We start from the raw sequence: 13,424 nt of genomic DNA on the forward strand, positions 1-13,424 counted from the left end.
GGATTACCTTTCCTGTGTCGATGTGAGAGAGGCGGACGCGGCAAGCGATTTGACCTCGGTCGAGGCGATCACCTCGCGGGTATTCGCAAATTGCTCGTGGTTCTGCGCCACGCGGCTAAGGTCATAGAGATAGTTGACCATGGTGCCGCCGGACTGTGCCCGCCCCTTGTCCGAAGTATCGGCATCGGCATGAACCGCGTGAATCAGCGCACCGTTGCCAAGATGGAACCGCGCCACCGGGTCGAAAGGCATTTTGCCCCGACCCTTGGCGTTCAGCAGGTAATGCGCCGCCAGTGCCTTCATCTGATCGGGCTTTTCGATGTCCCATTCGATGTTTTCCTGCGTCAGCCACTGGCTCAGGCCAGGAATGGGCGACAGGGTGACAAAGGTCTTCAGCCCCGACATTTCCGCCGCCAAATCCGAGGCCACTTGCTTGATCAGCGAGTTGCCGAACGAGATGCTGGCCAACCCGGCCTGACAGTTCGAGATCGAGTAGAACACAGCCGTATCTGCCTGATCTTGCGGCAGCGGATCGCGGTCTTCGGCAAGCAGCGCCTGAACCGAGCCCGGGATACCTTGGTTCAGCGCCACTTCGACAAAGATCAATGGCTCATCGGGCATTGCGGGGTGGAAGAAGGCAAAACAGCGCCGGTCAGTGGGCTCGAGTCTGCGGCGCAAGTCATCCCAGCTGTCGATGGCATGGACCGCCTCATAAGCGATGATCTTTTCCAAAATATGCGCCGGGCTTTCCCAATTGATCGGGCGCAGCACCAGAAAGCCACGGTTGAACCAGCTGGCGAATAGATGCCGGAAATCCAAATCCAGCGCCTGCAGTTCAGGCTCCTTCCCGCCCAGTCGCAGCAGATCGGCACGCATTTGTACCAGCGCGCCGGTGGCACCGGGCACCCTGTTCAATCGGCGGATCAATTCCTGTCGGGCCGGTTCCACCGCAGCCGCAAAGCTGCGATAGGTCGCTTTCGAGGGGTCGCGTTCGTATTCATCCAGCGACGAGCGCACCGCCTCGGGGTCGATATTCATGGCTGAGGCGATATAGCGGAAGAACTCCAGCTTTTCGTCGTCGTCCAGGGTATCGAACCGGGTCAGGATTTCCTCGGCCAGCGCCAGCCCCGAGGTCTCGCCCGCTGACCCGACCAGCGCATCGGCCAACTCGGTCAGCGGGCGGCCATCTAGGGCCGCTGCGCCCGAGCGGCGGTAGCGTCGCTCAAACACGGTGGACAGAAGATCCGCCAATAGGGTCATACCGCCGCTCCCATCACCAGGTCAGGCAACCAGGTGGCAAGACCGGGGAACAGGCAGAGCAGGACAATCGCAATTACCATGCAGGCCACGAAGGGGAGGGAGCCGGTCAGGATGGTTTTCAGCGAGATGTCGGGCGCGATGCCGTTGATCACATAGAGGTTCAAGCCGACGGGGGGTGAGATCAGGCCAATCTCCATGTTGATTGTTAGTACAACCGCAAACCAGATCGGATCAAAGCCAGCGGTGGTGATGATCGGCAGCAGGATCGGTGCCGCCATAAGGATCACAGCCACGGGCGGCAGGAAGAACCCGGCGATCAGCAGGAACACGTTGACCGCACCCATCAGAACCCAGCGGTTCACATCCAGCGTACCGATCCATTCAGCAATCGCCTGCGTGATGAACAGCGAACTGAGCATGTATGAGAACACACCGGCAGCGGCGATGATGAAAAGGATCATCACGCTTTCCTTGGTGCTGTCGCGCAGCACGACCCAGATGTCCTTGGGGTTCCACAGCTTGTAGATGATCATTGCGATCAGCAGGCAGAGCAGGGCGCCAACGGCAGCGGTTTCCGATGGCGTGGCGATCCCACCATACATTGCATAAAGCACGCCCAGAATGATGCCGAGGAAGGGTAGAACCCGCGGTAGGATCTCGAAACGTTCGCGCCAGGTGTAGCTACCAGACCCCAGACGGGTGGCGTCACCGGATTTCCAGGTCGAATAAAGCGACCAGGCCATGAACAGACCAACCAGCATCAGGCCGGGGATCACGCCGGCCAAAAACAGGCGACCAATCGAGGTCTCGGTGGCGATGCCGTAGACGATCATGGTGACCGAGGGCGGGATCAAGATGCCAAGCGTACCACCTGCAGCGATGGAACCTGCGGCAACGCCGTCGGGATAGCCGCGCTTGCGCATCTCGGGAATGCCCATCTTGCCGATGGCGGCACATGTGGCAGGTGAAGATCCGGACATGGCTGCGAACAAAGCGCAGGCGCCAAGGTTGGATACGACCAACCCTCCGGGTACACGGGTCAGCCAGCGTTCCAAGGCTTCATAGAGGTCAGCTCCGGCCCTCGTCGACGCAATGGACGCCCCCATGATGATGAACATCGGGATCGACAGAAGGGCAAAGTTATCCAGCTTTCCGAACAGAATCTCAGGCATCAGTTCCAGCGAGCGCGGACCGTCGAAGACAATCAGAAACCCGGCTGAAACGATCAGCAAACCGATGGCGACCGACACGCCCGAAAACAGAACAAGGATGGTGGCGATGGCGACAATGGCGCCGAGCAGAAGGGGATCCATCGGCTTTACTCCAGACCAAAGGGTTTATCGATACCAAGCAGGACGGCGACGAGGTCAGCGATTAACTGAAGCAGCAGCAGTCCAAAGCCGACCGGGATAGACAGGTAGGGAATCCACAGCCGCACACCCCATACGGTGTCGGATTTCCAGCCACGCTCCCATGCGAAGTGCCAATACTCGTAGCCGTAGAACAGCATGACCGAGACGATGGCGATGGACAGGGCCGAGGTCAGGATCGCCATAAAATAGCGGGGGCGCGGGGCCAGCGAGATCGGGATCAGGTCGACATTCACATGCCCGCGCAGGCGTTGCACATAAGGTAGACCGACGAGGGTGGCGGCGATGACAAGATAGATGACCGCTTCGGTTTGCCAGATGGTCGAACCATTCAGGATAAAACGCACGACGATCATTTGGCAGGTGATGGCGACGGCAGCAACGATCATGGCTGCGGAACACCATCCGGCCAGTGTTGAAAGCGCAGCGACAAGACGAAGGAAAGGATTGTTCCCGGTATGGGAAGCAACGGCAGAGCTATGGCCAGCCATTTGCGTCTCCTAGTGATTGAGATGCAATTAAGTCTGAAGATCAGAACTGAGATCAGTGCCGGGCGGCAGCGGGGCCGCCCGGGCGAGAGAGGGTCACTCGACCGCCAGAGCCTTGTCCAGCAACTCCTGACCGTCCGGCACTTCTTCTACGAACGCCTTATAGGATGTTTCCTGTGCAAGAGCGCGCCATGCTTCAAAGTCTTCCGCGCTCATTTCAGCGATCTCGACTCCCGCTTCGGCGAAGACTTTGGCCGAGTTTGCGTCCTGCTTCTTGGCTTCTTCCAGATAGTAAGTCTGTGCCTTTTCAGACGCGGCAAGTAATGCAGCTTGCTGATCTTCATTCAGCCCGTCGAAGGTGGATTTGTTCATCAGCAATGGCTGGTACATGAACCACAGGGCAACGTCGCCCGCTGGCGTGTAGCAGCTGACCTGTTCGTAGATGCGATAGCTGACAAATGACGATGACGAAGTGTTGGCCGCCTGCAGAACACCGGTTTGCATGGCGTTGTAGATTTCCGATGACGCCATCGAGGCGATTGAGGCATCGGCCCCCGCAAGCATTTGCTCAAAGGATTTACCTGCTGCGCGGGTCTGCAAACCGGCGATGTCTTCGGGCTTGGTGATACACTTATCCTTTCCCGCAAAACCACCGGCCAGATAGCCATGGACGAGAACCATCACGTCATCCTCGGCCATCTTCTCTTCCAACGCCTCCATGAAGGGAGATTCGGAGAGACGCGCTGCGTGATCGTGGTTTTTCACCAGACCGGGCATCAAAGTCAGGTTATAGGCGGGCTGCTGACCGCCGGCATAGCTGAGCGGCAGAACGGTCATGTCCAGCTGACCTCGGCTGAGTGGCTTGTACTGCTCGCGCGGTTTGAACAGCGATTTCGAGCCGAAAATCTTAATCTCAAGATCAACATCGGCGGCGGCAACCTCGTCGGCCACGATTTGGGCGACCTGGTGACGGATGTCCTTGTTGGACCACTGGTGCGACAGGCGCAGCTCTTTTGCGGATACAAGCGTGCCGGCGGATACAAGCGCGGCGACAGCAACGGCTGTCTTAAAAATGGTTTTCATTTTTTCCTCCCTGGTTCGACCCGGCGCACCGGGGTCAGGGTATGCTTAAGCCTGTTATGTTTTTTAGTCAACGTTTTTGTATACAAGATCAATGCTCTTGAATTTTTTACAAATTGAGTCCTATACATAATCCTATGGACCTACGACTTGCCGATAATATCGCCCAGGAACTGGAAGAGTTGATCTTTGACGGTACATTCTCAGATGGCGACCGTCTGGATGAGGTCAAACTGGCCGAACAGTTTGGAGTCTCAAGAACGCCACTTAGAGAGGCATTTCAACGACTTGCGCTGTCGGGACTGGTCGATCTCATTCCACGCCGTGGTGCTTTTGTGCGACAGCCGGGTCCAGTAGAACTGATGGAGATGTTCGAGGTCATGGCCGAGCTCGAAGCTGTCTGCGGCCGACTTGCCGCTATGCGCATTTCCGAGGAGGCTTTGAAAGATCTGACGGACGCCAACGCGAGATGTCAGCAGGCCGTCGATGCCGGTGATCCAGATACGTACTACCTCGAAAACGAACGGTTTCATCGCATTATCTATAAGCAATCCGGGAATTCGTTTCTGGAACAAGAGGCCTCCAAACTGCATCGGCGCCTCAAACCTTTCCGGCGGCAACAGCTTCGATTTCGTGGCCGTATGGCGCAGTCGATGTCCGAACATGAGGACATCGTTCGCGCTCTTGAGGACGGTTTGGCGGACGATACTGCCAATGCCCTTCGTTCCCATGTCGCAGTTCAAGGCGAGAAGTTTCATAACCTGATGGCATCGCTTAAAAACACTGCTGAGCGATAAGCGGGCGGGGGTTCACCACCTCCAGCCACGCAGCCCAATTCTATTCCAGCACGGGGAAATGCCATGTGAAGGAATGGCATCTTTCAGAACGCGGTTGTTCGCCTCACATTCAAAATATCGCATTGAACAACAGCGCCGTTCTGACACAATTGCTGCGGCAAGCAAAATGGTAGGATTTTCGGCTATGCAACACTCTTGGATTGATAAGTTCAAAGGTCTCAGCCGCTTACCGGATACTGTGCGCGCCGACCTGATCAGCGGCAGTCAGATCGTCAACGTTCCCGCTGGCACGCAGATATTCGCGCCTGGCCAAACGGCTGACAATCTATTGCTACTGCTGGAGGGAACCGTCCGGGTTCAGCAGAAATCTGAGACCGGGCGCGAGGTGTTCCTCTACCGTGTTCACGCCGGTGAAAGCTGTGTGCTGACCACGGCGTGTATGCTGGCCTTCGAAGACTATTCCGCCGACGGCATCGCCGAGACAGACGTTTCAGCGGTAGCTATCCCGCGCCAAACGTTCGACGATCTGGTTGCGAAATCTCGTGTGTTTCGCGAGTTCGTCTTTACAGCTTACTCTCGCCGGATCACCGATCTCTTTACTTTGATCGACGATATCGTGTTCAAGCGTATGGACGTACGGCTGGCTTCGCGGCTGCTAGAGCTGGCAGGGGTAGGCGAGACCGTACACGCAACGCATGCAGTGTTGGCTACAGAGTTGGGTACGGCGCGCGAAGTGATCTCGCGTACCTTGGCGGAATTCCAACGCCGTGGCTGGGTGGAGCAGTCGCGTGGCGAAGTCTGCCTGACCGACCGCGAGGGGCTGGAACGCTTGGCCAGATCGGCGGCGCCCGAGGTCTGAATTCAAATTTTGAATTTGCTTCGGCAGTTTGGTGACCATGTCACCAAAGCTGTGAGCTGCGCTGTGCAATTGTCATTTCATCGATTCCCGATGGAGTGTGACATGACCACAAATATGGGCAAACTTGACCGCGCGTTGCGCATTCTGATTGCTGCGATGCTTTTATACATAACTTTGGGCACGAATGTGCTGGGAGGCGCATTCCAGTTCTGGCTGGCGTTGATCGTGGCGGGTGTGTTCACCCTTACCGCCTTTGTCGGCAACTGCCCGCTTTACCGCATCATTGGCCTCAAGACCTGTCAGGACTGCTGATGATCGAGACGGCATTTACCCCTTGGGCGTCGCTGATGGGCGGCGTTCTGATTGGTGTGGCCTCGGTTCTGCTGATGTTGCTGTTGGGGCGCGTGATGGGGGCAACCGGAGTTTTGGCCGGCCTGTTGCGGCCTGCATCGTCCAGTGATTTTGCCTGGCGCGCTGCTTTGCTGGCCGGCATGGCGACCGGCCCCTTGGTGGTGAGGTTGATGACTGGGCAGATGCCTCAGGTGCAGGTGCCGGTCTCCACTGCCGGGTTTGTTCTGGGCGGTGTGATTGTCGGTGTCGGCGTGACCCTGGGTGGAGGTTGCACCTCGGGCCACGGTGTGTGCGGAATGGCCAGGCTAAGCGTTCGCTCGATCACAGCCACAGCAACGTTCATGCTGTTCGCCTTTGCCACCGTTTTCGTCACACGCAACGTTTTCGGAGGATAAAGCGTGAAACTCATCGCAACCTATCTGATCGGTCTGCTCTTCGGTGTCGGCATCTCGCTTTCCGGCATGGCGAATCCGGCCAAGGTGCTCAATTTCTTTGACCTGTATGGTGCCTGGGACCCGTCCCTGATCTTCGTCATGGGAGGTGCGCTGATAACCACCTTTGTCGGCTACAAGATGGTCTTCGGCAGCGCCGCACCCGTGCTTGAACCTACGTTTCATTTGCCGTCGGCGCGAACAATCGACGCCAAGCTCGTCGGTGGGTCCGCCTTGTTCGGCGTCGGTTGGGGCATCGCCGGATTTTGCCCGGGTGGCGCATTGCCAGCACTAGGCACGGGCCGATGGGAGGTCTTTGCCTTCGTCGGTGCCTTGGTTGTGGGCATTGCCCTCGCCAAGGGCCTGCAGGCAGCGCTGGCTTCTGATTTGCAAACACGTAACTGAATTAAGACCCGGAGGAGACAAGATATGGCCGTTTACCCCGTAAACATGTCGATCAAACCAGACGTATTTGCGTTCTTTGACGCTGCAACGAACACGATCAGCTACATCGTGAAAGACCCGGATTCGAGCGCTTGCGCGATCGTCGACAGTGTCATGGATATCGACTATGCGGCCGGGCGTATCACTTTCGACCACGCGGATGAACTGATCCAGACTGTGATCGACAAGGGCCTGCAGTTGGAGTGGATTATCGAAACCCATGTGCATGCCGATCATCTGTCCGCCGCGCCGTATATTCAGGAAAAACTGGGGGGTAAGATCGGGGTCGGTTCCAAGATCACCGTGGTGCAGGACACGTTCGGCAAGGTCTTCAACGAGGGAACCGAGTTTCAACGTGACGGCTCGCAATTCGATGCGCTGTTCGAAGATGGCGACACGTATATGATTGGGAATATGCAGGCCTACGCCATGTACACGCCCGGACACACGCCAGCCTGCATGGTTCATGTTATGGGTGATGCGGCCTTTGTTGGGGATACGCTGTTCATGCCCGATGGGGGCTCTGCCCGGGCCGATTTTCCGGGCGGCGACGCGGGCGTTCTGTATGACTCGATCCAGAAAGTTCTGGCATTGCCGGATGAGACACGTCTGTTCATGTGCCACGACTATGGGCCGAACGGGCGCGATATTGCCTGGGAAACCAGCGTAGCCGAGGAAAAGGCCCACAATATCCATGTTGGTGGTGGCAAGACGAAAGAAGAATTCGTCAAGTTCCGCACCGAACGTGATGCAACACTGGCGATGCCAAACCTCATTATTCCTTCACTACAGGTCAACATGAGAGCAGGCGAGGTGCCCAAGGATCCCGACGGCAACCCGATGCTCAAAGTGCCTGTAAACGCCCTCTGACAGGCCAGAAGGAGAACAGAGATGGAGTTTCGCACGATATCACCCAAATTCACCGTCAGCCCTCAAATCTCGGTCGAGGATGTCGGGACAATCGCTGCGCAGGGTTTCCGCGCGATCATCTGTAATCGGCCAGATGGCGAAGGGGCGGATCAGCCGTCGTTCAAGGAAATCGCCGCCACAGCCGAAGCCGCAGGGATCGAGGCCCGCTATGTTCCCGTGCAATCAGGCATGGTGAAAGATGGGGATGTCGAGGCGTTTGGCGCAGCGCTTGAGGACCTGCAACGCCCGGTGTTTGCCTATTGTCGCACCGGGACACGCTCGGCCACGCTATGGTCTTTTCATGAGGCTATGAAACGGCCGATCGCAGAAATCCTGACGGCCGCCAAGGCAGCCGGCTACGACATGAATGGCGTGGCCCGCCGGATCGCAAATGGCGGCAAGACACCAACAGATACGGGCGACGCCCATTTTCAGGTTGTTATTGTCGGCGCGGGGGCTGGGGGGATCTCGGTCGCAGCCAGTCTGAAATCGCGGCAACCCGATCTGGATATTGCCGTCATTGATCCGGCAGATGTTCATTACTATCAGCCCGGTTGGACCATGGTGGGCGGCGGTATCTTTGATGCCCAGACGACGGCCAAGACCATGGGCAGTCTGATTCCCAAAGGTGCGCATTGGATAAAGGCGGCCGTCGCTGCATTTGAGCCCGACAGCAACGCCGTCGTTCTGGATGGCTGCCGAGTGGTGAAATACGACCGACTTGTCGTCTGCCCGGGTCTGAAGCTGGATTGGGGCAAGGTCGAAGGGTTGGAGGAAACTCTTGGCCGCAACGGCGTAACCTCGAACTATCGCTATGATCTTGCACCATATACGTGGCAGTTGGTGCGTGAGATGCAAAAGGGCAGGGCAATTTTCACCCAGCCACCGATGCCAATCAAGTGTGCTGGTGCGCCGCAAAAGGCCATGTACCTGTCCGGCGACGCGTGGTCTCGGCGGGGCGTATTGAACGACATTGACATCCAGTTCATGAACGCCGGTGGAGTGCTGTTCGGCGTCAAAGACTATGTCCCGGCGCTGGAACGCTATGTAGAAAAATACGACGCTTCGTTGAACTTCTTCCACAACCTCGTTGCAATCGATGGGCCAGCAAAGACGGCGGTGTTCGAGGTGACCCAACCAGATAGTGAACAGCGCAAGGTCGAAGTGTCCTTCGACATGATCCATGTCTGCCCACCGCAGACCGCTCCAGATTTCGTGCGGGTGTCACCGCTTGCAGATGCGGCGGGGTGGGTCGATGTCGATCAGGCTACGCTTAGGCACAAGAGTTATGACAATATCTGGTCCCTGGGTGATGTGATGAGTGCGCCGAATGCCAAAACAGCGGCGGCGGCGCGCAAGCAGGCGCCCACCGTGGCGGATAACATCGTGGCTGACATCGCAGGTCGGTCTGCGACAGCGCAATATGATGGCTACGGTTCGTGCCCGCTGACCGTCGAACGCGGCAAGATCGTATTGGCCGAGTTCGGCTATGGTGGAGCGCTCAAGCCCAGTTTTCCGCGTTTTCTTATAGATGGCACGAAACCCAGTCGTTTGGCGTGGTTTCTGAAGGAAAGCGTGCTGCCGCCGGTCTATTGGAAGGCAATGCTGCGTGGCAAGGAATGGATGGCGCGTCCTGAAAAACTGAACGTGGTCCCGGAATAGTCCTGCGCATCGGAAGACCTCAGATGATCAACAACTTTCGCCGATTGGTCCCCGTTCTGGATTGGGGCCGGAATTATACGCGCGTCGCATTTTCCAACGACCTGATTGCGGCCTTGATCGTGACGATTATGTTGATCCCGCAATCGCTTGCCTACGCTCTGTTGGCGGGATTGCCGCCCGAGGCTGGCATCTACGCGTCGATTGTTCCGATTGTGCTTTATGCGATCTTCGGGACAAGCCGCGCGCTGGCAGTCGGGCCGGTGGCCGTGGTGTCGCTTTTAACCGCCACCGCGATCGGGCAGGTGGCGGAGCAGGGCACTGCAGGGTATGCCGTCGCAGCGCTGACCTTGGCCTTTCTGTCTGGCGCGTTTTTGGTGCTTATGGGCGTGATGCGGTTGGGGTTCATGGCCAATTTCCTCAGCCACCCGGTGATTGCGGGGTTTATTACAGCTTCGGGCATTTTGATTGCGACCAGTCAGCTCAGGCACATCCTGGGGGTCGATGCGCATGGGCACACACTGCCTGAAATGATCGGATCAATCCTGGCCCATTTACCCGAGACAAATTGGGTGACGCTGGTAATCGGTAGCATTGCCACCGGCTTTTTGTTCTGGGTGCGCAAGCACCTCAAACATTTTATTGGGTTCTTGGGGGCAGGGCCGGTTCTCGCCGACATTCTGACGAAAGCCGGGCCTGTCGCCGCGGTGGTCGCCACAACTGTTACCGTCCGGTTATTGGGTCTGAATGCTCAAGGGGTGCAGATTGTAGGGACGGTGCCACAGGGCTTGCCTCCGTTCACAAGGCCTGATCTTTCCTTCGATCTTGTAGGAGAGCTGATCGCTCCTGCGATCCTTATTTCGATCATCGGATTCGTTGAAAGTGTCTCGGTCGCGCAGACACTAGCCGCAAAGAAACGCCAGCGGATCGATCCAGATCAGGAGCTGATCGGTTTGGGCGCAGCCAATCTGGGGGCAGCGTTTACTGGGGGCTATCCGGTTACGGGTGGGTTTGCGCGTTCGGTTGTCAATTTTGATGCCGGAGCGGAAACACCGGCTGCCGGTGCATTCACTGCCGTAGGGCTAGCCATCGCCGCCTTTGCACTGACCCCGTTGGTTTACTTCCTGCCCAAAGCCACTTTGGCCGCGACGATCATTGTTGCCGTCCTAAGTCTTGTGGATTTTTCAGTCCTGAAAAAGACATGGGTCTATTCTCGCGCAGATTTTGTAGCGGTCGCCGCCACCATTGGCCTTACGTTGGGGTTGGGGGTCGAGGTGGGGGTTGCCTCGGGCGTGGTAACCTCGATCCTGCTGCACCTTTACAAGACTTCGCGCCCGCATGTGGCCGAGGTGGGGCTTGTGCCCGGCACCCAACATTTCCGCAACATTCGACGACACGAAGTTGAAACGATCCCGTCCATAGTGACGTTGCGCGTGGATGAAAGCCTGTATTTCGTCAACGCGCGGTTTCTGGAAGATCTGATCCAGCACCGTGTGCCTGAAGGAAGCAATGTCAGTCATGTGATTTTGATGTTTTCTGCGGTGAACGAAGTTGACTACTCCGCGTTGGAAAGTCTTGAGGCGATCAACCACCGTCTATCAGATATCGGCGTCGGTCTACATCTGTCTGAGGTCAAGGGGCCGGTCATGGACAGACTGAAGCGATCTCATTTCCTTGAACAGTTGAACGGTCTGATATTTCTATCGCAATATGAGGCTTGGATCACGGTCGGCGCGCAAGACAAAGTTGTTGAGACAGTCCGAAACCATTCGACGCTTTAGATTTGTCAGGCTTAACGTCCGATTGAAGTGCGGCGCTTAAGCCCTGTATAGTGAGTGTTTTGCGGGCAATAAATGGCAGTCACGAATCCTCTGACCGGGGTATCTCCGCGAGATAAGGCAGCCTCATACCCAAATCCTTTATTCGAAAAAGACCAACGTTCGTCAGTTTATCCAAGAGCTACCGAGCGACGAAGGCTGCGTAGAGAAATTGTTAAATTTGCTCTTCGGTCAGGAGGGCATATTTGCATAAATCGGTTCGAAGGCGGAATTCAGTTTCCGCGACCTGCGGGTCGAAGTCTCTGATCATCAGGGATTGGCCACGAAGTTTGATGCAATTCTTCTTGGCCTCGACGTGGCTTCAGCGATGATATCCACTGCTTCGTCGCCAGATTGATCGACGCTGGCATCGCTATGCATTTACGACCTCGTTCAAAGCTATGGCACCGGCGTTCGAGGGTTTCCAGAGTTTGGCATTCTTGCGCGGCGTGAGCACCGAGCGCAGCGATCGAGTCAAGGCATCTGCAGGTGTCATAGGCCCTGTCGGCGGTCACTGATCCGATGGTCTGATTGTCCGGGATTTGATCAAGCAACTCCGGCAACATGGGGGCATCAAATGCCCCCTCGGCGCATCCGCAAGATGCTACTGAGAGAGTCCCACATTGCTCGTCGTGACCTCCACCACCCGCATTTAAAGAGTTTCCTCGTCGATCTCAATACGTATGTTGAGACAGATGCGGAGTCTGGTGCCGCCATGCTTTCGCGAGTTCTACTCGCCTTCAACCCGTTGCATTGATAACGGTGCTGTCCACTGCCCAGCAGGGCATTGCGTTGCAATGTCCCGTGAGGGGATTAGAGGGTTTAGCGAACCCGCTGCGCGCGATAAGCCGGGCTCGCGCTCAGTGTCTTCTGGCGGCAGTACAGGATGCAGTAGTCGGGCACGGCCGGCCGTAGAAGGCTCGCCATAAAACCTGCCGTTTGCCGCAATGGCATGCCAAACAGCACATTCATTGTCAGGCAGGTCTGGATCGCCACATCTCTGAACCGTTGTTGCCGTCCGTGCTTGCCGTTCGGCCGCGGAACCCAGACCATCTTGGACTAAGACCAAAATGGCCAGCGATACGCGCTGCTTCAAGGCTGTGTTATACGAGGGAGAGTTTATGGTCTTGTACTTCGCCGGGTCTCAACTACTCATTCTGACCAGTTGTCAAATTGGATTCAAACAGTGAACCTCAAACTTTTCTGTGAGATAATGCGGTAATAAGCCAATGTGATCCTGCAAATGCAAATTATGTAGCAGTAAATTGCAAGAATTTTCGTACACTAGACTCTCATTTCTTCTGCCTGATCCTGTGTTATCAGATTTGCCGGTTTCGAGATTGAGCCCTGGGTAGTGTTCACACAAAAACCTTCTGGTGGAGTGCTTCTACGGCCATCGCCAGACGAGGCCGCGGGATCGATTAATTCAGGACGCCTTGAGCCTCATTTAGTCTAGCTCGACATGGTTCCGGTTGGAACGATTTATGGTGTTTTCCCAATTGTCTGTGAAGCTCCTCAACCGCATCAAGCGTGATCGACACCGTCGTTGGGAATGCAATCGAGGCAATATTCTCTCTAGATTTGCTATGGCGTAACACTCTGACATCTCCAAATGCTAAGTCGTATCGCTCCGGTGTGTGAAGCGTCGTAAAGTGTGTGCAAAATGAGCGGAAGCAAGATGATACCATGCATGCCTTTGAACTTTGGCCGCGCAGTTAGCTCAAATATCTTTGTTTTCAAAACTATGCGTCAAGTCAAGTCCCCGCTAATGAGGAGACTAGCTAAGTTCTCAAGTCCGATCACAGTTTTCTTATGCTCGGGAATACACTCTATAAATTACCATAATCATAATTATCCAACAATCGATGTGAGAATGGCGGTGAGAAAGTCGACCACGGTAGCGGCGGGATGACCCTGCTGCGGGCGGCGTAAAAGTCGTCCATCTTTGCCCTTTCTTTT

At 56.2% G+C, this 13,424-nt stretch carries 12 protein-coding genes and 1 pseudogene; 8 read left to right on the forward strand and 5 right to left on the reverse strand.

All coding sequences use genetic code 11. The features are described 5' to 3' along the window. Nucleotides 1-3: 3 nt before the first annotated feature. The 4 genes from ACXAH8_RS22110 to dctP all read right to left on the reverse strand — a co-directional run bounded on the left by ACXAH8_RS22110 (nt 4) and on the right by dctP (nt 4,201). The gene (locus ACXAH8_RS22110; protein WP_475220674.1) at nt 4-1,260 is read right to left on the reverse strand and encodes a malonyl-CoA decarboxylase; all 1,257 of its coding nucleotides are present in this window, start codon (nt 1,258-1,260) and stop codon (nt 4-6) included. Further along, nucleotides 1,257-2,573, reverse strand: a complete 1,317-nt coding sequence (locus tag ACXAH8_RS22115) for a TRAP transporter large permease (RefSeq protein WP_170463731.1) — start codon at nt 2,571-2,573, stop codon at nt 1,257-1,259. Before ACXAH8_RS22115 ends, ACXAH8_RS22110 begins: the two co-directional genes overlap by 4 nt. Nucleotides 2,574-2,578: 5 nt before the next feature. Then, a complete protein-coding gene (locus tag ACXAH8_RS22120; RefSeq protein ID WP_475220675.1) occupies nt 2,579-3,121 on the reverse strand; it encodes a TRAP transporter small permease in 543 nt (180 codons plus the stop codon). A gap of 93 nt (nt 3,122-3,214) precedes the next feature. After that, entirely contained in the window at nt 3,215-4,201 is a 987-nt protein-coding gene (gene dctP / locus ACXAH8_RS22125; RefSeq protein ID WP_170467593.1) for a TRAP transporter substrate-binding protein DctP, read from the reverse strand. 134 nt (nt 4,202-4,335) lie between these two features. Between dctP and ACXAH8_RS22130 the strand changes: the two genes are divergently transcribed. The 8 genes from ACXAH8_RS22130 to ACXAH8_RS22165 all read left to right on the forward strand — a co-directional run bounded on the left by ACXAH8_RS22130 (nt 4,336) and on the right by ACXAH8_RS22165 (nt 11,429). Next, nucleotides 4,336-4,995 carry a GntR family transcriptional regulator gene (locus ACXAH8_RS22130; RefSeq protein WP_170681104.1) on the forward strand — a complete coding sequence of 220 codons (660 nt, stop codon included), beginning with the start codon at nt 4,336-4,338 and terminating at the stop codon, nt 4,993-4,995. Nucleotides 4,996-5,179: 184 nt separating this feature from the next. Further along, a complete protein-coding gene (locus tag ACXAH8_RS22135; protein ID WP_475220676.1) occupies nt 5,180-5,854 on the forward strand; it encodes a Crp/Fnr family transcriptional regulator in 675 nt (224 codons plus the stop codon). A 102-nt stretch (nt 5,855-5,956) separates the two neighbouring features. Next, on the forward strand, nt 5,957-6,166 hold the full coding sequence (locus ACXAH8_RS22140; protein ID WP_475220677.1) for a YgaP family membrane protein: 210 nt from the start codon (nt 5,957-5,959) through the stop codon (nt 6,164-6,166). Further along, complete coding sequence (locus ACXAH8_RS22145; RefSeq protein ID WP_475220678.1) at nt 6,166-6,600, forward strand: YeeE/YedE family protein; 435 nt, start codon at nt 6,166-6,168, stop codon at nt 6,598-6,600. Before ACXAH8_RS22140 ends, ACXAH8_RS22145 begins: the two co-directional genes overlap by 1 nt. Nucleotides 6,601-6,603: 3 nt before the next feature. Next, nucleotides 6,604-7,041 (forward strand): DUF6691 family protein, encoded by a 438-nt coding sequence (locus ACXAH8_RS22150; RefSeq protein ID WP_475220679.1) that lies wholly within the window; start codon nt 6,604-6,606, stop codon nt 7,039-7,041. A 24-nt stretch (nt 7,042-7,065) separates the two neighbouring features. Continuing rightward, the gene (locus ACXAH8_RS22155) at nt 7,066-7,950 is read left to right on the forward strand and encodes an MBL fold metallo-hydrolase (protein WP_475220680.1); all 885 of its coding nucleotides are present in this window, start codon (nt 7,066-7,068) and stop codon (nt 7,948-7,950) included. Between the two features lie 21 nt (nt 7,951-7,971). Continuing rightward, nucleotides 7,972-9,651, forward strand: a complete 1,680-nt coding sequence (locus ACXAH8_RS22160) for a bifunctional protein tyrosine phosphatase family protein/NAD(P)/FAD-dependent oxidoreductase (protein ID WP_475220681.1) — start codon at nt 7,972-7,974, stop codon at nt 9,649-9,651. 23 nt (nt 9,652-9,674) lie between these two features. Beyond that, nucleotides 9,675-11,429 carry a SulP family inorganic anion transporter gene (locus tag ACXAH8_RS22165; RefSeq protein WP_475220682.1) on the forward strand — a complete coding sequence of 585 codons (1,755 nt, stop codon included), beginning with the start codon at nt 9,675-9,677 and terminating at the stop codon, nt 11,427-11,429. A gap of 211 nt (nt 11,430-11,640) precedes the next feature. Here the strand turns inward: ACXAH8_RS22165 and ACXAH8_RS22170 are convergent. Next, nucleotides 11,641-12,588: pseudogene (locus ACXAH8_RS22170) on the reverse strand (IS5 family transposase). Nucleotides 12,589-13,424: the final 836 nt, after the last annotated feature.

Source organism: Ruegeria sp. ABV3_008 (assembly GCF_056161185.1).

Coding starts and splice junctions, on each gene's coding strand:
- ACXAH8_RS22110 (WP_475220674.1), bottom strand. CDS start 1,260: ATGACCCTATTGGCGGATCTTCTGTCCACCGTGTTTGAGCGACGCTAC.
- ACXAH8_RS22115 (WP_170463731.1), bottom strand. CDS start 2,573: ATGGATCCCCTTCTGCTCGGCGCCATTGTCGCCATCGCCACCATCCTT.
- ACXAH8_RS22120 (WP_475220675.1), bottom strand. CDS start 3,121: ATGGCTGGCCATAGCTCTGCCGTTGCTTCCCATACCGGGAACAATCCT.
- dctP (WP_170467593.1), bottom strand. CDS start 4,201: ATGAAAACCATTTTTAAGACAGCCGTTGCTGTCGCCGCGCTTGTATCC.
- ACXAH8_RS22130 (WP_170681104.1), top strand. CDS start 4,336: ATGGACCTACGACTTGCCGATAATATCGCCCAGGAACTGGAAGAGTTG.
- ACXAH8_RS22135 (WP_475220676.1), top strand. CDS start 5,180: ATGCAACACTCTTGGATTGATAAGTTCAAAGGTCTCAGCCGCTTACCG.
- ACXAH8_RS22140 (WP_475220677.1), top strand. CDS start 5,957: ATGACCACAAATATGGGCAAACTTGACCGCGCGTTGCGCATTCTGATT.
- ACXAH8_RS22145 (WP_475220678.1), top strand. CDS start 6,166: ATGATCGAGACGGCATTTACCCCTTGGGCGTCGCTGATGGGCGGCGTT.
- ACXAH8_RS22155 (WP_475220680.1), top strand. CDS start 7,066: ATGGCCGTTTACCCCGTAAACATGTCGATCAAACCAGACGTATTTGCG.
- ACXAH8_RS22160 (WP_475220681.1), top strand. CDS start 7,972: ATGGAGTTTCGCACGATATCACCCAAATTCACCGTCAGCCCTCAAATC.
- ACXAH8_RS22165 (WP_475220682.1), top strand. CDS start 9,675: ATGATCAACAACTTTCGCCGATTGGTCCCCGTTCTGGATTGGGGCCGG.